The sequence below is a fragment of the Paenibacillus sp. RC84 genome, assembly GCF_041260495.1.
Taxonomy (GTDB): Bacteria; Bacillota; Bacilli; order Paenibacillales; family NBRC-103111; genus Paenibacillus_F.
The window spans coordinates 479,982-498,694 of the sequence record NZ_JBGBYL010000004.1 but is presented as its reverse complement, the minus strand read 5'-3'; the positions used below and the strand labels follow the sequence as shown (position 1 = coordinate 498,694).

The 18,713-nt window shown below is 51.2% G+C and carries 21 protein-coding genes; 8 read left to right on the top strand and 13 right to left on the bottom strand.

Annotated features, from left to right (window positions below; all coding sequences use genetic code 11):
• The first annotated feature begins 60 nt into the window (after window positions 1–60).
• A complete protein-coding gene (locus ABH899_RS12490; RefSeq protein WP_369996467.1) occupies window positions 61–555 on the top strand; it encodes a MarR family winged helix-turn-helix transcriptional regulator in 495 nt (164 codons plus the stop codon).
• 275 nt (window positions 556–830) lie between these two features.
• On the opposite strand, the gene ABH899_RS12485 is transcribed toward ABH899_RS12490, so the two are convergent.
• The 5 genes from ABH899_RS12485 to cls all read right to left on the bottom strand — a co-directional run bounded on the left by ABH899_RS12485 (window position 831) and on the right by cls (window position 5,362).
• A complete protein-coding gene (locus ABH899_RS12485; RefSeq protein ID WP_369996465.1) occupies window positions 831–1,520 on the bottom strand; it encodes a hypothetical protein in 690 nt (229 codons plus the stop codon).
• Window positions 1,517–2,416, bottom strand: a complete 900-nt coding sequence (locus ABH899_RS12480) for an ABC transporter ATP-binding protein (protein WP_369996464.1) — start codon at window positions 2,414–2,416, stop codon at window positions 1,517–1,519. The genes ABH899_RS12485 and ABH899_RS12480 overlap by 4 nt, the downstream gene beginning before the upstream one ends.
• On the bottom strand, window positions 2,413–2,802 hold the full coding sequence (locus ABH899_RS12475; protein WP_369996462.1) for a GntR family transcriptional regulator: 390 nt from the start codon (window positions 2,800–2,802) through the stop codon (window positions 2,413–2,415). The genes ABH899_RS12480 and ABH899_RS12475 overlap by 4 nt, the downstream gene beginning before the upstream one ends.
• A gap of 177 nt (window positions 2,803–2,979) precedes the next feature.
• On the bottom strand, window positions 2,980–3,696 hold the full coding sequence (locus ABH899_RS12470) for a YebC/PmpR family DNA-binding transcriptional regulator (RefSeq protein ID WP_009673580.1): 717 nt from the start codon (window positions 3,694–3,696) through the stop codon (window positions 2,980–2,982).
• 220 nt (window positions 3,697–3,916) lie between these two features.
• A complete protein-coding gene (gene cls / locus ABH899_RS12465) occupies window positions 3,917–5,362 on the bottom strand; it encodes a cardiolipin synthase (RefSeq protein ID WP_369996461.1) in 1,446 nt (481 codons plus the stop codon).
• Window positions 5,363–5,580: 218 nt separating this feature from the next.
• Here cls and ABH899_RS12460 point away from each other — a divergent pair, with 218 nt between their 5' ends.
• Window positions 5,581–5,766 carry a hypothetical protein gene (locus ABH899_RS12460; RefSeq protein ID WP_369996460.1) on the top strand — a complete coding sequence of 62 codons (186 nt, stop codon included), beginning with the start codon at window positions 5,581–5,583 and terminating at the stop codon, window positions 5,764–5,766.
• A gap of 86 nt (window positions 5,767–5,852) precedes the next feature.
• Here ABH899_RS12460 and ABH899_RS12455 read toward each other — a convergent pair whose 3' ends face one another.
• From ABH899_RS12455 to ABH899_RS12445, 3 genes are all read right to left on the bottom strand, one after another.
• A complete protein-coding gene (locus ABH899_RS12455; RefSeq protein WP_369996458.1) occupies window positions 5,853–6,485 on the bottom strand; it encodes a type 1 glutamine amidotransferase family protein in 633 nt (210 codons plus the stop codon).
• 276 nt (window positions 6,486–6,761) lie between these two features.
• Window positions 6,762–7,319 carry a hypothetical protein gene (locus ABH899_RS12450; RefSeq protein WP_369996457.1) on the bottom strand — a complete coding sequence of 186 codons (558 nt, stop codon included), beginning with the start codon at window positions 7,317–7,319 and terminating at the stop codon, window positions 6,762–6,764.
• A 191-nt stretch (window positions 7,320–7,510) separates the two neighbouring features.
• Entirely contained in the window at window positions 7,511–8,815 is a 1,305-nt protein-coding gene (locus ABH899_RS12445) for a Stk1 family PASTA domain-containing Ser/Thr kinase (protein WP_369996456.1), read from the bottom strand.
• 258 nt (window positions 8,816–9,073) lie between these two features.
• Between ABH899_RS12445 and ABH899_RS12440 the strand changes: the two genes are divergently transcribed.
• The 4 genes from ABH899_RS12440 to ABH899_RS12425 all read left to right on the top strand — a co-directional run bounded on the left by ABH899_RS12440 (window position 9,074) and on the right by ABH899_RS12425 (window position 13,170).
• Window positions 9,074–9,553: a PH domain-containing protein gene (locus tag ABH899_RS12440; RefSeq protein WP_369996455.1), complete on the top strand. Its 480-nt coding sequence runs from the start codon at window positions 9,074–9,076 to the stop codon at window positions 9,551–9,553.
• Entirely contained in the window at window positions 9,546–11,072 is a 1,527-nt protein-coding gene (locus tag ABH899_RS12435) for a PH domain-containing protein (RefSeq protein ID WP_369996453.1), read from the top strand. Before ABH899_RS12440 ends, ABH899_RS12435 begins: the two co-directional genes overlap by 8 nt.
• A 411-nt stretch (window positions 11,073–11,483) precedes the next feature.
• A complete protein-coding gene (locus ABH899_RS12430) occupies window positions 11,484–11,900 on the top strand; it encodes an organic hydroperoxide resistance protein (protein WP_009673630.1) in 417 nt (138 codons plus the stop codon).
• 106 nt (window positions 11,901–12,006) lie between these two features.
• On the top strand, window positions 12,007–13,170 hold the full coding sequence (locus tag ABH899_RS12425) for an iron-containing alcohol dehydrogenase (protein WP_369996452.1): 1,164 nt from the start codon (window positions 12,007–12,009) through the stop codon (window positions 13,168–13,170).
• 59 nt (window positions 13,171–13,229) lie between these two features.
• Here the strand turns inward: ABH899_RS12425 and ABH899_RS12420 are convergent, their stop codons facing one another.
• The 3 genes from ABH899_RS12420 to ABH899_RS12410 are packed head-to-tail and all read right to left on the bottom strand — an operon-like array spanning window position 13,230 to window position 14,720.
• The gene (locus tag ABH899_RS12420) at window positions 13,230–13,472 is read right to left on the bottom strand and encodes a hypothetical protein (protein WP_369996450.1); all 243 of its coding nucleotides are present in this window, start codon (window positions 13,470–13,472) and stop codon (window positions 13,230–13,232) included.
• Between the two features lie 45 nt (window positions 13,473–13,517).
• Window positions 13,518–14,030, bottom strand: coding sequence for a DNA-deoxyinosine glycosylase (locus tag ABH899_RS12415; RefSeq protein ID WP_369996449.1), 513 nt, complete (start codon window positions 14,028–14,030; stop codon window positions 13,518–13,520).
• An 18-nt stretch (window positions 14,031–14,048) separates the two neighbouring features.
• Window positions 14,049–14,720: a DUF421 domain-containing protein gene (locus ABH899_RS12410; RefSeq protein ID WP_369996503.1), complete on the bottom strand. Its 672-nt coding sequence runs from the start codon at window positions 14,718–14,720 to the stop codon at window positions 14,049–14,051.
• A gap of 329 nt (window positions 14,721–15,049) precedes the next feature.
• Here ABH899_RS12410 and xerS point away from each other — a divergent pair, with 329 nt between their 5' ends.
• Together xerS and ABH899_RS12400 are read left to right on the top strand one after the other, a co-directional pair.
• Window positions 15,050–16,132 (top strand): tyrosine recombinase XerS, encoded by a 1,083-nt coding sequence (gene xerS, locus ABH899_RS12405; protein WP_009673862.1) that lies wholly within the window; start codon window positions 15,050–15,052, stop codon window positions 16,130–16,132.
• Window positions 16,133–16,362: 230 nt separating this feature from the next.
• On the top strand, window positions 16,363–16,917 hold the full coding sequence (locus ABH899_RS12400) for a GNAT family N-acetyltransferase (RefSeq protein WP_369996448.1): 555 nt from the start codon (window positions 16,363–16,365) through the stop codon (window positions 16,915–16,917).
• A 124-nt stretch (window positions 16,918–17,041) separates the two neighbouring features.
• On the opposite strand, the gene ABH899_RS12395 is transcribed toward ABH899_RS12400, so the two are convergent.
• Together ABH899_RS12395 and ABH899_RS12390 are read right to left on the bottom strand one after the other, a co-directional pair.
• Window positions 17,042–17,860, bottom strand: coding sequence for a methyltransferase domain-containing protein (locus tag ABH899_RS12395; protein ID WP_369996447.1), 819 nt, complete (start codon window positions 17,858–17,860; stop codon window positions 17,042–17,044).
• A gap of 67 nt (window positions 17,861–17,927) precedes the next feature.
• Entirely contained in the window at window positions 17,928–18,653 is a 726-nt protein-coding gene (locus tag ABH899_RS12390) for a YceI family protein (protein WP_369996446.1), read from the bottom strand.
• Window positions 18,654–18,713 lie beyond the last annotated feature (60 nt).

The window sequence follows — 18,713 nt, the reverse complement described above, 5'->3', positions numbered from 1 at the left end:
TCTCATTAATCTAATATCTCGTTCATCGAGATATATACATCTTAAAAGGAGGGTTTTCTTTTGTCAAGCGACCGGAAAGATCAACCAACCGAGCTTCAGGAAAATTTCACTCTGCGTATGCGCGGATTAGGAACCCGAACCGTTCTGTACCAGCAAAATGTAGCGGCCAGTCTGGGTTTGTACAATAATGATTTTCTATCCATAGATATCCTGCACGAAAAAGGCCCTATCACCGCCGGTGAACTGTCGAAATTAACCGGCCTTGCAACGGGCAGTGTTACGGCTCTGATTGACCGTTTGGAGAAAAACGGTTTTGTCCGCAGGCAAATGGACCCGAACGACCGCCGCAAGGTCATTATTGTCCCTTTGTATGAAGACAAAGAAGAGGTCAGCAGTACGTACCTCCCGCTTCACGACGCGATGGTTAACCTCGCCGCCTCCTATACGGATGAAGAGCTTGAATTCATTAACCGATTCTTAACGAGGGCAAGTACGGTCCTGGAGAAGCAAATTCAGCACTTGAGCTCCGAAACACGCGGCAAATCTTCTTCTTGAACGTGTCAGTTGAAAATAAAAAGGATGGTGTTCCGGATCGTTAAGCTTAATCCGGGAACCATCCTATTTGTGGTACCCCCCTCCTGCCGCAAACTTGTGCATCTTTTTTAACGTTTCTTCCTCGTGGTCAACCCTATAGCTTTCTTTTTAATACCATAATATATATTATGTAAATAACAACTCATTTCACTTTCCTCTCACGAAAGCCTGAACTTCCCTTCGCTATGCTGTCGCAAAAAAAGACGTCCGTAAAAACGGACGTCCTCCATACCCGATCAAGCGCTCGCTCTTCTGAGCAGCACATAAGAAGCCGCGGCGAATATCAATGTCACAGGAAACAGCCAAACCGCTAATTGTACGGCCGTATGCCCGGCTATCCAGCTGAAAATCGCACCCCACCATCCGTTGGCGGTACTAAGAAAAGCCAGTATCGTAATTACCAGGAAAAGAGCCGCCATCAGGATGAACGTACCTTTTCCTCCGAATTTGCGCTGAAAGCTCCCGATCACAAAACCGGTAAATAGATTGTAGAGTAGCAGGCTAAAGAAAATAATGAACTGCGCCAAGATCGATCCATCGCTCAAATAAGGTAAATGAAAGAAATGTAGATTGCTTCCCCAATTGCCGGTCCATACCTCCATACAGGATAACAGAAGTACCAGCAGAGCGCTCAGGACGGACACACCTGCAAACATGACCAGAGTACCCATGTAATAGTCGGTACGCCGTACACTGAATCCAAGCGCAAACGGAAACGTCTGTGCGGCGGTGAGAATACCTCCGATAAACAGGCAGACAAAGATGGAGGCCAAGCCGCCGGTATAGATCTCAACGCCTCCCGTCAACCGGCTCACGAGGTAATTAACGAGAAAATTACCCAGTAGGATCCCGCCGGGAACATACAGCCATAACACCTTATTCCGATAATGTATACTCATAATTCCGGACAAACGCTGCAAATTCATGACCCGTTCACCACTTTCTCTTCGAGATTGGTCTTCGTCAGGTAGATGATCAGCTGCTGCAGGGAAACCGGTGCAATTTCAAGCCCCATGTCTGTGGCCAGCAGCTTGGCCCTGGATTCGGAATCCCCCATAACCGTGACGGAAAGCATAGACGCGAACGGTTCCCGGTGGATCACTTCTTTTCCTTGTACGAAAGATTCAACGCCGGCAGCCGGGCCGATCACGGTATAAGCCATTCCGCGCAGTTCTTCCGTTTCGGCGTCCAGAATCAGTTTCCCGCTGTCAATGACAAGGACGTGCTCCAACAGCCGGCTTACCTCGTCGATCAGATGTGTGGATAAAATGATCGTGCGCGGATACCTCGTATAGTCCTCGATTAACCGGTCGTAGAAAAGACTCCGCGCCACGGCATCCAGGCCTAAATAAGGCTCGTCGAAAATAGTAAGCGGCGAGCGGCTGGCAAGCCCGACTACAACGCCGACCGAGGAAAGCATTCCTCTGGAAAGCTTTTTGACGTTCCGCTTAAGCGGGAGCCTGAAGTCCCGGATCAGCGACCCCGCGTAATCGCCGTCCCAATTCGGAAAAACAGCTTCCGCGACTTTTAACACATCCGCTACCCGAAAGTTATCGGGGTATTTCTGGCTTTCTTTGATAAAGCAGATCTGCTTCATTACGTCGTAATTTTCATAGGGATGCTGTCCGAACACTTTCAGCTCCCCGCTGGTAGGAAACATTTGCGCGGTAACCATTTGCATGACCGTCGTTTTGCCCGCCCCGTTTCTTCCGAGCAGACCGTAAATTTTGTCCGGTTCTATGGAAAAACTGATTCCGTCGACCGCTGTAACCTCATTGAATGTTTTCGTAAGCCGGTTGACTTCCACTACAACTTCTTTCATCCGCTTCTATCCCCTTTCCGGATCATCTCGATCAACTGTTCGCTTGTAATACCGAGTTTCTCTGCTTCTTGAACCATCGAGACAACGAATTGCTCGTAAAATTGAGTTTTCCGCTTATCCATCAATCCTTGTCGTGCTCCCTCAGCAACGAACATCCCGATCCCCCGCTTCTTGTATAAAATGCCTTGGTCCACCAGCAAGTTAACACCTTTGGCCGCCGTCGCCGGATTAATCTGGTAGAACGATGCGAATTGATTGGTCGAAGGAACCTGGGTTTCCTCTGGCAGCCGCTGTTCAATGATGTCATCTTCGATCTTTTCCGCGATTTGCATAAATATAGGACGGCTGTCATCAATTCTGAACGACACTTTTATCACCACTTTCATGTACGAACTTTGCTGGTTAGTTACTCATGTAATTAACCATACAAGAGAAGAGGTGATCCGTCAATAGGCACCTGTTAGTTTTGCAATTAAGATACATAATATTTATTATGTAATCTAAATAAGAAAACACTTTCTCAGACGCAAAAAAACCGCCCGAAGGCGGCTTATAAACGTTTATTATCCGAGGTCTACGTTGTGATAAACCTGCTGGACATCTTCCAGGTCTTCCAGAACATCGATCAATTTTTCGAACTGGGCCTGCGCGTCTTCCGGCAGTTCCAGATCGTTCTGTGCGAGCATCGTTAATTCGGCTACGGTGAATTCGGTGATTCCCGCGTTTTTGAACGCTTCTTGTACCGCATGGAACTGGTCGGATTCCGCATAAACGATAACGGTATCTTCTTCCTCGATGATGTCGCGGACATCCAAATCGGCCTCCATCAAAAGCTCCAGCACTTCCTCGGAAGACTTGCCCTGAACGCCGAAAACAGCCGTCGGATCGAACATATAGGTAACCGAGCCGCTGACGCCCATGCTGCCTCCGTTTTTGTTAAAAGCGGAACGTACTTCCGAAGCGGTCCGGTTTACGTTGTTGGTCAGCGCATCGACAATCACCATCGAGCCGTTAGGCCCGAAACCTTCGTAACGAAGAGTGTCGTAGCTTTCTTCTCCTCCGCCTTTCGCTTTTTCGATCGCACGGTCGATAATCGCTTTCGGCACCATGTATGTTTTTGCACGCTCAAGAACGACCTTCAGAGCACGATTGGATTCCGGATCAGGCTCGCCCTGCTTGGCAGCCACGTAAATCTCACGGCCGAATTTCGCGTAAATCCGGCTTGTGCTTGCGTCTTTCGACGCTTTTTTCTCTTTTATATTGTTCCACTTACGGCCCATTAATGATCCCACTCACTTTCAGAAAGGTATATACCGAGGATGGCAGCGGTGGAAGTCGATCTTCCGCCCTAGCAAGTGCTGCCTCTATTATAACGTGTATATTATATATCTAATCGGACCTCTTGAACAAGTTCGAATCCTTTCAAAATCGTCTGCAGCCCGCTCCGCCGCTGTGTTGAAAACACAAAAACCCGCCGAAAACGCGGGTTTTTCTCTTGCGCTATAGAATCGGAGAAACCAGACGCGCTACCGATTCCTTGATACGGTCCATGAGAGACCGGGCTTTGTACATATCGGGCGTAAACTGCGAGCAGTGCAGCATGTCCTCCTCGAAAATAAGCCTCTGCCGCGTAGCGGTCCGGGTGTCGAACAGAAAAGCATTGACTTCAAAATTCAGCTTAAAGCTGCGCATATCGAGATTGGCCGTCCCTACCGAAGCGACTTTGCCGTCGATAACGATAGTTTTGGCATGGAGGAATCCTTTCTCGTACAAGTACCCTTTCACACCCAAATTGAGCAGTTCTCCCAGATAGGATTTGGTGGCCCAGTAAACCATTTTGTGATCGGGAATCGACGGGATCATGATCCGGATATCCACGCCCGACAGCGCGGCCATTTTCAAAGCGGTCAGAAGGCTCTCGTCCGGCACGAAATAAGGAGTTTGGATAAAAATGCTTTCTTTGGCCGCATAAATCATTTTCAAATAGCCGTTACGGATTTGTTCCAGCTCATTATCGGGACCGCTTGATACGATCTGGATGCCTACCGATCCCTGATGCTTGATTAAAGGATAGTAGCGCGGTACCGCCTTGAGGTAGTGAGAAGACGCCAGGTTCCAGTCCATAAAGAACTGGGCCTGCATCTGCAGAACGGCGCTGCCCGTTACTTTCAGATGCGTATCGCGCCAGTCGCCGAACCGCTCGTTGATGCCGAGGTATTCGTCGCCGATATTAAATCCGCCGATATAGCCGGTCATGCCGTCAATGATCGCCAGCTTCCGGTGATTCCGGTAATTGACGCGGAAATTCAGGTACGGAATACGGGACGGGAAGAAAATCGCCACTTCACCGCCCGCATCCAGCAAGGGCTTGTAAAAATGACGGGGAAGCCAAGAGCTGCCGATATCGTCGAATAGAAAGCGGACCTCGACGCCTTCTTTCGCTTTCTCCGCAAGCGCCTCGATCATTCTGCGCCCGAGCCGGTCGTCTTTGACGATGTAATACATCAGGTGAACGTGGCTCTGAGCTTCTTTAATCGACGCCAGCAGAGAGGCGAACTTGTCGTTGCCGTCCGTAAAAATTTCGACTTCGTTGTCCTGGGTATAAACCGCTGAACTGCTGGTCAAGTTCATATAAATGAGATCCTGATAATCGGCCATAGCCGGATCCTTGTATCTCACTTGGCTTTCACGGAAGCCTCTGCGCTGGGATTCGATCAGATTGTCGATATCTTTCTGATTAAATTCCTTCAGCTTGTAAATTTTGCGCCGGCTCATGTTCTGTCCGAAGATCAAATAAAGGATAAATCCTATGCCGGGCAAAAAAATCAGAACCATCACCCAGGCCCACGTAACGCTCGCGTTCCTCTTCTCCATAAACACGACAGCCAGAGCAAACAGAAAGTTCAATAGAGGAACAAAAGAATAAAGCTTCATCAAGATGTCCAAAGATGCGTACCTCCATTTAACTAAGGGATCGGGGAATATTTTGGATGGATGCCGGTCCCTTTCCTGATCATACATCATTTTGGATGAAATCGAAAAGTTTATCCCGCTTTCTTTTCGAATAAATTGTCGTTTGGGAAGGATTCTTGACGTTAGCGCCTGTAAACATGCTAAAATAACATGTCGAAGGTCACAATTTTTGCGGAAAGGTGCGGACCGCCATGCGAACAGAAGATCAAGTCCAAAGAAAGTTAATGGAGTTAAATAAACAGAAACAATCGGTTCAGGAACGCCTGAACAGCGACCCGGAGAACGATTTCCTGAAAGCGCAGCTGAAGAAATTGGACGATATGACGTTGATGCTGGAATGGGTGCTTAACGCGCCGACAGGCAGCTACCATAGTTAATCCCATTAACTAAAAAAGAACGGGCGTATGCTGCGCCTGTTCTTTTTGCTGCCGCGCTCCGTACAAGCGCCCGATTCTTTTTAGGTTCATCTATGTATTGAATTCATTAGCTGGAAGAAGTATTCAGGTTGATGAGTCTTGTTTAGGTTATACCAGGCATGCAAGGTAACCGGTTCAAATACATCTAATTTTTTCAACACTTCCATCGCGAATTCCAGAGGAGCTACTCCTGATGCGGTAACCAAATTCTCACCAGACACTGCAGGTCCCGCCTCATAAAATGTCTCTCCTTTATAAGTAGGACAGACCCCTTTAATATACGCTAAGTCATTGCTTGTATGCTTTCTGGAATCCAGGTATCCCATATTCGCCAGTCCCTCGGTTGCACCACAAATTGCAGCGACAATAGCGCCAAGCTTTAAAGCTTCGCCGGTTTTTTTCAAGATGGGCTGATGAATATCTTCTCTCCAAGTATTCCCTCCGGGTAAAACTAACAGATCTTTACTCTCAAGAGTCCACTCATCAAGGGAAATATCCGGTATCAGGTTCAGCCCTCCCATCGTAGTAATCATTTCTTTAGCAGCTCCTACTGTAACTACTTTTAAAGGCGCTAAATCCTTTTTGAAATATCTTCCCGTGTTTAGTTCAGCAATCAAATATCCATATTCCCAGTCTGACATCGTATTAAATACATAAAGATAAACCTTTGTTGTTTGCATCCGATAACACTCCAATCACAATTGATATAGCCTATTATAAAATCCTTTCCCTGACAGCTAACGTCAGGGAAGTTATTTCTTTTTCACAAAGGAGCAGCATCAGGAACATGCAGATTTTCAACACGAAGCAAATTTTCCGGGCGATGCCCCAAAAAAGCTCAAAAAAAAGCTCCCGGAATATCCCGGAAGCCGCTAATCGCTAATCATTTAAAGCTTTGTTGCTGTCTGTTATTTATGATTAACATGTTGAAGAGGAAGGTGCAGGTCCTTACGATTTCACATAAAAATCTCTTTTCTTAATTTCCTGCGCGAATGCCGTAAAATCAGCTCCGCATCAAACAGCTCGTGAACCAGAAAACAGACGGAGCCGCTGCACGTAAGCTGATATTCTTTCACGGGAAAAAGATCCGCTTTGAGCTTAACCGGGTGGAAACAAACGTCAGCGCTTCGGTTGTTCTCATAGCCCGCGTACAGGATTTCCCGCTTCGTTTCCAGACTGTCAATCAGCTTCTCCAGATGAAGATTCTCGTGATTCATCCCGTCCAGCGCACCTTCCGGCAGCGCCTCAAGATGAGCGTAAATCGCCTTGTGAAGAATGGTCTCTTCCCTGTATCGGTAAGAACTGACTCTGCGCAGCAGCGGGCTTGTCTGTCCGAAGACGGCGCGAGGCTTTTTATGTAAGCTTTTAGAAGGGATCAGCACCTGTTCGACGACTTCCTCGCTCAATTGTTCTTGAAGGATGATTTCCAGCATCTTAATGGATGAGCCTTCCGAATGCATAAGCAGGTCAAACAAATAACGCTCGTTGCCCCACATCGACCACTCTTTCTCCACTCGCCCCCGTCCTCCTTGTTTACTTTTCGGTCTCCGTGAATAATAGTAAACGATTTCCAGTCTTTCAGGTAGGTTATCAAATGTCTTGTGAAGGGATAAATTTGCAGAGAATCGGTGAAATATGCGAAAAAAGAGCCGTCCACCCGAGGTGTAGGCTCTTTCGCTAAGGTTATCAGACTTGCGGCGGCCGGTTATTGTCCTTTGCTGATATAGAACGTAACGCGGTCGCCTTTGTTCGCCGGCTGATTAGGCGCGGGTTCCTGCCTGAATACGGTGCCGCTCTCGGCGGGATTCGGTTCGATGAAGTACGAATACCGCATGCCGGCCGCTTTCACCGCCTGCTCCGCGGCTTCCTGGGTCATTCCGATCAGGTTCGGAATCTGGCCCGGCACCGCCTCGGTTGCCGGCGTTGGCGTCGGTGTAGGCTCCGGAGTCGCCGTGTTAACCGTCGATGTCGGCGTAGGCGCCGGCGTGGCAGTCGCCGTATTGCCTGCCGTACCGCCGCTGCCGGGACCTTTGCTGGGTCCGCCCGGCAGCAGCATATACATGAAGACAGCGAGGCCGAGCAGGACCACGGCCACGGTCCCCAAGGTCCAGATGGTCCGCCTGAGCGGCATCTTCTCCCGGGTGTCGGCTTCTTCCGCTTCCGGCTCCTTTGCCCTAGGGGGCTTCTCTGTCCTCCGCACGCGTTCCGGCGCAGGCTCTTCTTCCTGGCGGTACTGAATGCGCGGCGGCGCGGTCTCCCGTACCGGCTCCGCCGGAGGAGCGGCCGGTGGGATGAACGCCTTAGGCGGAGCCTCCGGCGATTTCTCCAGCGCGATGATTTCCCGCAGGCTGAATATAAAAGAAGACAGCGAAACTTCTTCGCGGAAAACACGGCGCGACAAAGCAAGCAGCGCCTCTTTCTGTCCGGACGTCAGACCGGTCAGGCTCGGCACCACATTCTCCTGGTACTGGTCGAACGTCGCCGGTCCTTGTTTGGAATGCGTGCTGATTTGATAGAGCAGCGTGCATAAACCGAGCGAGCCGCGCGAAACCAGTTTGCCGGGTGACCAGTAATTCATCACTTTCAGGCGGTTATCCTCCGTCAGCCACATATTCTCGGCCGTTACGGAGAAGCCGGAGATTCCCTCTTCCATCGCTTCCTGCATGCCTTTGCCCAAATCGAAAACAGCGGAGACAATTTCTGTGCCCCGCATACGGTGGCGTCCCAGTTGAGCGGAAAGCGGTGTTCCTTTCTGTGCGGTCAATACCGTGTAGACATGATTTTCGGCAAGTCCCGCGTTTAAAATATGAAAAAAACGTTCGTCCGAAAACTGTGCGGCCTGACCGAGCACACGCAAGTAATCGGATGATGAAGCGTCCCCTGATTTTTCTACCATGAGCAGAAATACATCCCGGTGCAAAGACAGGTCTTTCCCTGCATACATGACGCCATCCGCCAAAGGATGAATCGGTTCGGTCAATACGTACCGCTCTCCAATGCGCTGTTCCATTTTAACAGTCCTCCCGTCCGTGCGATCCTCTACGATTCTCCAATCGTTCTCTTTCTATAGTATACCATTCGAAGCTTATTCATGTTTTGTGCGCGAAAACAAGCGTCTCTCGTGTCATTATGAAGGAAATCGGAGAAAATAGCAAAAATCCTTCCCTCTTCTTCCAGTTTTGAAAAAATGTCTTATAATGGGGAAAGGCCTTTGTGGATAAGGCTGGAAACCAGACAGAGAGAACCGTAAAGGAAAGGATGTTGAGAAATGAATAGACCGCTGACCCGCCGTCTGGACCGGCGATTTGTGACCGCATCGCAGATCAGTTCGCTGCTGACAAACGGCATTTTGCTGCTGGCTTCGCTCGCTTACCTGATGGCGGCCCAAAGCCGTGACTGGTTCATGCTTCCCGGCTGGATTGCGGCAGCCGCTTCCGCCGTATCGCTTGTTTTGTTCACGTTCGTGATTCCGCAGGCCAGATACCGGTTGTATGCGTTCGAAGTAACCGAAGAAGAACTGGAGATCCGCAGCGGCTGGATCTGGATTACGAATATCCTGGTGCCGATGGTACGTGTCCAGCACGTTGAGTTGGAGCGGGGGCCGCTGCAGAGATATTACGGACTCGCCGAGCTGAAAATCGTGACCGCGGCTACGACCCACCGGATCAGAGGCCTTAGCGAGGACGACGCGGAAGCTTTAAAGCACCGGCTGGGCGTGCTCGCAAGGGTGGTGGACGAAGATGAATGAGCCGCGCAAATTACATAAGTCTTATATCTTTTTCCCCGTCCTGAAGACCCTTCAAACGCTGGTGCCGGTTTTTGTGCTTATTGCCATACGGGAAGGAGAATGGAGATGGATGCCGTTTCTCATTCTGCTCGGCGTCTGCGCGCTGTTCGCGGGGTTCGGGGCCGTCGGCTGGAGCACGTTTCACTACCGGCTGGAAGAAGATCGTCTGATCATTCAAAAAGGCCTTATTTTCCGCGAGGAAAAAATCATGTATTATCCCAGAATTCATTCGATGAATACGGAACAGCCTTTTGTGCAGCGGCTGCTTGGCGTCGTGCAGCTCAAGTTCGAAATGCCGGGCGGCAAAAAGGAGTCCGACGGCGTACTGCCCGCCGTATCGGCTCAAGAAGCCGCAAAAATCATCCGGGAGATTAACGCGTTCCTCTCCTCGTCCGGTTATTCTCCCGTTACCGCAGAAAGCGGCGAAGGAAACGGAAGCACGGAGAAGGCAATCGAGCCGGACGCGGCACCTACTGAAACAAAAGGCCGGCCGCCGCATACAGCTGCTGCGGAAGAAACGGGCATGTATGCTTATCGGGCAACGGCCGGAACGTTGATTCTTGCCGCGTTCTCAACGCTGAACATCGGGTTGATCGCGGCCTTCGTGGCCGGTGTCTTGTCTCTTGCCGACGACGTGCTTCCCGGCAATTTGTATGCACGGCTATGGAACGCGCGCAACGAGCTGCACGGGGGCTGGCTGATCTACGTCCTGCTGGGCCTGGGCGGCTTGGCGGCGGCATGGCTGCTGGCGGGACTCTTGTATCTGCTCAAATACGCGGGCTTTACCGTCCGGGCCGAGGCGGGTACGCTCACCGTTTCCTACGGGCTGCTGGAAAAAAAGAAGCACACCTTCCAGGAGGCGCGCGTACAGGCGGTGCTGATTAAAGAAGGACTGGTCCGGCAGCTTATAGGACGGGCGCAAATCGAGCTGCGGGTCGTTTCTTCTTCCAAAGAAGAAAAAATCATGCTCATGCCGCTGGTGTCCGCCAAGCGGATTCCGCAGCTTCTGTCGCAGCTGCTCCCGCGTTTCAGCCTGCCGGATATCGAGAGCCGGCCGCCGGCTAGAGCGCTGCTGTATTACAGCCGCACCGACGTTGCCGTAGTGGCCGTTCTTGCGGCGGCCGCCGTCTATTTCTGGGGGCCGACCGCCCTCTGGGGACTGCTGCTGCTTCTGCTGGATTTCCTGTGGTCTTACTCCCGCTTCAGAAGCTCGGGAATGACTCTCCAGGGAAGCCAGCTTACCGTTCGCGGCCGGATGATCGCAAGGTCGACCTGGCTCGTGCGGCGCCCTCAAATTTTGAGTCTGCGCATGAAAGGCACCCGCTCTCAGAGGCGCAAGCATCTCCTCAGCCTCTCCGTTTCGGTGATGGGAGACACGAGCTCAGCCGCGTGCGAAGTCTCCTTCATCGAAGAACGGGATGCGCAGCGGGTGTGGTCCTGGTTCAGCAGAAGCGTAGATCATGCGCACGGCAAGGACTAAGATTCAGCGTTGGCGCCGGAGCCGGACGGCCCGGTAAATATCGAAATGAAAAGCGTCGATCATGTCCGCCGAAATATCGAACGGATTGACCGGCTTCAGGGGGTTTACTTCAAAAGAGTAAACCCCTTTTTCGATATATGGTTTGAACCCTCCCTTTCATCATTTACATCTGCCTTCACCGTTTTTGCACCCAGGTTTGCCCGAAATAGAACATTTGTTCTCCACCCCGTAAAAAGCTCATTTCGTTATCCGAACGTTCCTTCTTGTTCGCGTTCAGATGATTTTTCCGTTATCCACAATTTTCCTTACCCCCCTTTTCGTTTCATCCTTCTTCCGTTGCTTTAAGGAATAGGAGCGGACAAATCCTTGATTTGGCTGACATTCCTCACATTCGAAAGGAGATAACTGATCATGAAAACCATGTATACGACTTCCGCAACAGCTCAAGGTGGACGCAAAGGACGGGTGGCCACCCCGGACGGCAAACTGGATTTACAGCTCAGCATGCCCAAAGAAATGGGCGGCGACGGTGGCGAAGGAACGAACCCCGAACAATTGTTCGCTTCCGGCTATTCGGCTTGCTTTTTGAGCGCGGTAGAACTGGTCGCCAAGAAAAAAGGCATCTCCACGGAAAACGCGAAGCTGACGGCAGATGTTTCGATCGGCAAAAACGAGGACGGAAGCCTGCAATTGTCGGCTAAACTCCAGCTATCCGTGCCTGGAGCGGATAAATCCCAGGTTGAAGAGCTGCTTGAAGAAGCTCATCAGGTTTGCCCGTATTCCCGTGCGACACGCGGAAATATTGAGGTAGAGCTTCAAGCGGTTTAATTCTTCCAATCCCTACCTGGATAAAGTGGATTGCGGCCCCGCTCATAGGCTACAATAGAAAAGACGGATAGTTCCGTCCATCTTCCCGGTAGAAGGAGATCCCTTTATGAAAAACTTTACTTTCCATAATCCGACCAAGCTCATTTTCGGCAAAGGACAGCTGGAGCAGCTTCCTAAAGAGCTTACCGCATACGGCAAAAGAGTTCTCCTCGTTTACGGCGGCGGCAGTATTAAGCGCAGCGGGCTTTACGACCAGGTCGTTTCCCTGCTCCAAGGCGCCGGTGCCGAAATTTTCGAACTGGCCGGCATAGAGCCGAACCCCCGCGTAAGTACGGTCAAGCGCGGCGCGGATCTCTGCAAGAAAGAAAACATCGAAGTGATCCTCGCCGTAGGCGGCGGCAGCGTCATCGACTGCACGAAAGCGATCGCGGCGGGCGCTAAATACGACGGCGACGTGTGGGATTTCATGACCCGCAAAGCATCTCCCGCGGATGCCTTGCCGTTCGGAACCGTCTTGACGCTGGCGGCGACCGGTTCGGAAATGAACGCCGGTTCCGTCATCACCAACTGGGAAACCCAAGAGAAATACGGCTGGGGTTCCCCGCTCGTTTTCCCGAAATTCTCCATTCTCGATCCGGCCTTCACGGCAACCGTACCGAAAGATCAGACGGTGTACGGCATGGTTGATATTATGTCGCACGTATTCGAGCAGTATTTCCATCATACGCCGAACACGCTTGTCCAAGACGGCTTTTGCGAGACCATCTTGAAGTCTGTGATCGAAACGGCTCCGAAGCTGGTTGAAGATCTGGAGAATTACGAATACCGCGAAACCATTCTTTACAGCGGCACGATGGCTTTGAACGGCCTTCTGGCCATGGGTGTGCAGGGAGACTGGGCGACCCACAATATCGAACATGCGGTTTCCGCCGTTTACGATATTCCGCACGGCGGAGGTCTTGCCATTCTGTTCCCGAACTGGATGACGCACGTTCTCGATGAGAATGTCGGACGTTTCAAGCAGTTCGCAGTCCGTGTGTTCGGCATCCCGGCCGAAGGCAAATCCGACCGCGATGTCGCGCTTGAAGGGATTGAAGCGCTTCGCAGCTTCTGGAATTCCATCGGCGCGCCAAGCCGTCTGGCGGATTACGACATCGACGACAGCAAGCTGGACGTCATGGTCGACCGTGCGATGGTCTACGGTCCGTTCGGCTACTTCAAGCGTCTGGACCGCGAAGACGTGACGGCCATTTACAAGGCATCGCTGTAACGGCACGGACCTTCCCGGCAAAGCCCCCGCAAGGCGCAGGCCGCGTGAAGCGGCCTAGCCTAAGCCCCTGCTGAACATAGAAGAAGCCCCGCTTCATTGACGGTTGTCAGTGAAGCGGGGCTTCTTTGCGTCAGCAGGGGCTTGACCCGCCCGGCAGGATGTCCCCGGCGCGAAGGCCGCTGTTCCTGCCTGCGGAGCCGCCGGCCGTTTTGGCACTGCGTGCGCGCTTTCAGCCGTGCCATCGGGCGGGCAGCCTGCTGCAGCAGGCAGTGCTTGCGATCAGCGATCGCAGTCAACGGCATGCCAGGTCAGCCGCCTTCGGAACCCGGCAGGACCCAACGCCGCGTTTATTCGTCCCGGCGGCCGGGCACGCCCTGCCAGGCTTCCCGCCAGGCGGCGAACTTGCGCTCCCAGCCCATGGCGTTGGCCGGACTCGAGGACGGCAGCCGGACAAATCGGAGCCGGCTGTCGGCGAGCAGGTGCCCGGCATGCTTGCGGAACAGTTTCTCGGAAGCCACGCCGTTAAACATAATGGTGCGAAGGTTCGGATACTCCGCGAACAACGCGTCAAAATCGTTCACGGCCGGCTCCCGGATGTTCGCGTCCAGACTCCCCTCCCGCTCACAGGAAGCGAGCACGTCCCATAAAGCGATTTTGCGGTTGACCGCAAACCGAAGCCGTTCTTCATAGGTATCCGGCACACGGTCTTCACCATGCAGCGAAGCCAGCAGCCTCCAGAAATCGTTGCGCGGATTTCCATAGTATTCCTGTCTTTCCAGCGAAAGCTCCCCCGGCATGGAGCCCAAAATCAGAACGACGCTGTCCGGAGCGATGACGGGCTCGAATCCCACACATAACATAAGTACCTTCTCCTCTTCTTATTTTCCCCATCCCGATGCGTAGAAGCCGTGTTCACGATGCCATTCCGCATAGAAAATATCTTTTATCTGCTTGAACCCCGACTCCTTCATCCGTTCCTTCAGCCACTCTTCGTCGCGGCCGATGCGGTTGAGCTCTTTGAATTTGATTTCTCCTTCTTCGATTAGAGGAACCGGGAGTTCGACGGGTTCTTCCGGCAGGTTCAAGTCTCCCCGGACGACCGTGTCATACGGCGATTTTTTCAGAATGCTGAGCGAACCGTTGTTTTCGAAAATGCCGTAAGCGACTTCGTGAAGGGAAAAAACCCCCTGCTCCCTCAGCAGCATAAGAAGCTGTTCCAGATCAAGACTGTTCGATCGCATAGCCTTTACGTTCAGCTTCCCTTTCTCAATGACGACAGCCGGACTTCCTTCGAAGGCGCGGCGCAGCTTTTTATATTTTTGAGTGATTTTTTCGAAGGTCAGGGAAAGCACGGTCCAAAAGGCGAGCGCAAACAGAAGCTCGAGATATTTGACCTCTTTATCATACACGGTGTTCCCCACAAGTTCACTCAGCATAAGAGCGGAAACGAAATCGAACGGGGTGAGCTGGGAAATTTCCTTTTTGCCGAGCAGCCGGGTCATTCCCCATAAGCCGACGAATCCGGTAATCAGTTTGATGCCGATGTACATAAAATCCACACTGGAACACCCGCTTTCTGGTCGGCGTAATATCGGGAACCTGAATACAGCCGTCAAGCCGTTCAGATAGTACTCAATAACCGGAAAAGCCTGCTTGCAAACAGGAATTCCGCGTCAGCCGGGCATGGTATATAATAGAAAGACGGAGATCACGTATAAAACAGTGAAGAACAGCTTTGTTAAATTACATAATAATTATTATGTAAACCATTGATCATCTTATTCCAGGCTGCCAAATTATACCGGATGACGCTCCGATCTACGGATGGTTCCATGTTTCTGGCATCACTTGATTTAAGAAAGGTACTGAGGTGCACCCGATGAATATTCAAAAACAAAAAGACCGTGAAGAACTCGATAAAAAGATTCCTTTTATGCCTTGGTATGTGGATAAATTCATCCATCATAAGCTTCCGGACCTCTCCCCTTCCACTCTGCTGGAGTATGTAAGGGATTATGAAACGTTCTTTTCCTGGCTTCTGGCCGAGGGACTCAGCACCGCGGAACGGATGGCGGACATTCCACTGGAGGATCTGGAGAAGCTCCATATGGAGAGCGTCGATCATTACCGGGCTTATCTGGCGACGAAGAAAGATCAAGCCAACACGAAGATTACGATTAACCGAAAAATTTCGTCTCTGCGTTCTTTATTTCATTACTTGAGCCAGATCGCCGAGGACGAAAATTATTATCCGCTGCTTAAACGGAACGTGATGGCCAAGATCGAGATCAAGCGGACGAACAAGGCCAAAGATCTGGCGGGAAAATTGGAAGGAAAGCTTCTTCAGGAAAATGAGATCTTCGAATTTATCGACTATATCCGTAGCGGGTACGAACATGACATTGCGAACAACAAGCAGGCCCTGTATGCGTACGAACTGAACAAAATCCGTGATGCCTGCATCGTAAGCCTTATTCTTCATTCGGGCCTGCGTGTGTCGGAAGTCGTTAATTTAACGCTGGACGATCTCGATATGAAAAAAAGAACCGTGTACGTGTACCGCAAAGGGAACAACGACGGTTCCTTCAAGACAAGGGTTTTCTTCCGGCAGGAAGCCGTGGACGATTTAACCTGTTACCTGCAGCTTAGAGAAACCCGGTACCATCCCCCCAAGAAGGAAAAAGCGCTTTTTCTTACGATTCCTAACGGTAAAAAGGAAGGGCAGCTGATGTCCAAACGGGCCATACAGGAAATGGTCATCAAATATGCGAAGCGCTTCGGCAAGCCTTTTCTAAGCGTACATAAGCTGCGGCATTCATTCGCAACCGACTATTATTTGCAAAACGATTTGTACAAGACACAGGAACAGCTTGGACACGCGTCGTCCGATACCACGCAAATTTATGCCCACTTGACCGATAAAACGATGGAAGAAGCGATCGATAAGCGGAAAGAAGGATAAAACTTTATTCATGTCACTAATGATTAATATCATTAAATATATCCGCTTTTTCTTAGACCTTATTCGAAACCGTTAGGGCTGGCGCGTCCAGGCCGGTAAGGAAGGACAAGGCTTTTGTAAGATGATTAATAAGGTTAATTGACTATAGTTAATGCCATAAATGAATATTTGTTTTCCGTCAGATTCCGTTACACTCACTCCACTCTGTCGCAAAGGATGTCGTGATCATAATGCCTATAACCACTGATCTTATTTACTTCCGCTATTTGACCCTGGAAGATGCTCCCGCACTCCTCTCTCTTATGCAAAGAAACCGGGCCCACTTTGAGCCCTTTACGATTACACGTCCCGACTCGTTTTATACGCTTGATGAACAGTCCGCACGGATCCGGAAATGGACCGAGGACCGGGCAGCGGACAAGAGCTACAATTTCGGGATATTTTTTAAGGAAAACGATGAGCTGATCGGCGAGATGTCCTTGTTTCACGCCGCCCGAGAACCGGCGCACAAATGCATGATGGGATACTGTCTGGATCACGCCTACCAGGGCAAAGGGATTATGTCGCATGCGGCACGCCTCGCCCTGGACTTCGCTTTCGATGAAGCGGGGTTTCACCGCGTGGAAGCGGGCGTTATGCCTCACAACATCGGCTCCATCCGAGTGCTGGAAAAGGCGGGGTTCCAGCGTGAAGGAGTCGCCCGCAAAAACGTGAAAATCAACGGAGTCTGGCAAGATCATGTAATGTTTGCCATCCTCGAAGAAGACGAGCGGCCGCGGTCTTAACTCCCGGCCGGATCACTTTCAACATGACAATAGACAGTTCACACGAAGCTTGTATAAGCTCTCCTGAACTGTCTTTTTTCCATGCGCCTTATGACCTTGACCGGTGTATGAGCTTTGTTCCGGTTCACTGTTTCCGTTTACGCAAGCCTTTCACCGGTTTTCGCCCAGCCGGTTTCTTTTTCACCGGTTTCCTGCTCCCTTTCCTTCGTTTGGGGGGAACCGGCAGGGGATCCCGTTGGGGAAGGACGGAGCCTGGCTCATGCCGGAACGTGTTTTCCGGCGGCTGCCTGCTTTCCTCTCTGGCGGCCTCTTCCCTTCTGCGCTCCGCCAGGAGAAGCGGCTCTTCGTAAGTACCCTGGGCCAGTTCTTCCAGCTCCTGCCGAGAGATCGGCTCCTTGACGGCTACGAAATAATACAAGATTTCGTCCACCACATTTAGCGTGGATTGCCGGAGCATACGCCGGTCTTCTTCATCGTAAATGGGAGACAGATACTGCGGCAGATAAAAGAATTCGCAGCGCAGCAGCTTTAAATCGATCTCGGCCCGGGCCCCCTTATCCCATCCGGCGGGCACGTCAGTCATGTAGCTGTTTTCACGCAAAGGATCGTATACATACAACTCGTTCGTAAAAAACCGGGGCAGCTGTTCGTCAAACCAGGAACGGAACTTCGGGTTTATCGCATGATAGGAGGTATGCGCATATGGAGCAAGCAGACAGATGACCGCTTTATGCCGGCAAACACGGTAAATCTCCTTCATCACGTTCATCAGATCGGGCACATATTCCAGCGAACGGCTGGCCATGACGAAATCAACCGTACCGGTTTCTAGAGGGATACCGTCGTTTAAATCGCACTGGAGATCAACACCGGGGAGCGGCTCTTTGTCGATGCCGATAAAACCGGGATGTTTGCGCAGGCCGCATCCCAAATCGATTTTCATACCCATCGCTCCCTAACCCTTTACCAGATACTATTACCGTATGGATGAAGAGGATATTTGGCATGGGTCAAGCGCCAATCTCACGGAAATTGTGCGAATCGGCTTGCCTGTGTCTAGAGGTATCGGGATCTTCAGGTTCCAGAATAAGCGTCACTTCAAGCGTGGCCATATTTTTCCCCGTATAGATCGGTTCGAGAAGCTCGGGGATACCGAAATTTTTGGTTTCCAGGCCGCTGCACCTTGCTTTTAGCTCCATTCGGCCGCCGGTATGCTTGATCTCCCCTTTAAACTGGATCGGTTGGGTCATATTCCGAACGGTCAATTCGCCCTCGATCGTCAGCGGGTGAGGTTCCCCTTCCAGCAGCGGTTTTTCGAACCCGCCGACTTTAACGATCCGGAACGAGGCTTCCGGGTAAGCTTTTACGTTAAAAAAATACCAGTCCCGCAGTTTGGCGTTCCAGGCAGGATCTTCCGAATAAAGAGAGGTCATGTCGGCAGCAACCGTACCGACTATGTGTTCCGTGTCTTCCTGGTTGATTTTTAACAGCCCGGAAAGCTTCGGAAACGTCAAATCCAGCGATTCGTGTGGAGATATGACCGAAACCGCCGCCGAAGACCCCGCAGTCACTTTCCACGTCTTTCCCAATTGGAGCGGACCCAGCTTATCCCCTTTTTGTATTTCTTTCTCCTGTATCCACAAGGGTTCCCTGGCAATTGCGATATATCCCGTCAAACTCCCCAAAATCAGAACAGCTCCAAGCGTACCGAACCACCAATAGCGACTCCGATTCATTCGTAAGCAATGCCCCCTTTTTGGCATAACCGGATGGCCTTCTATTTTTTACATAATATA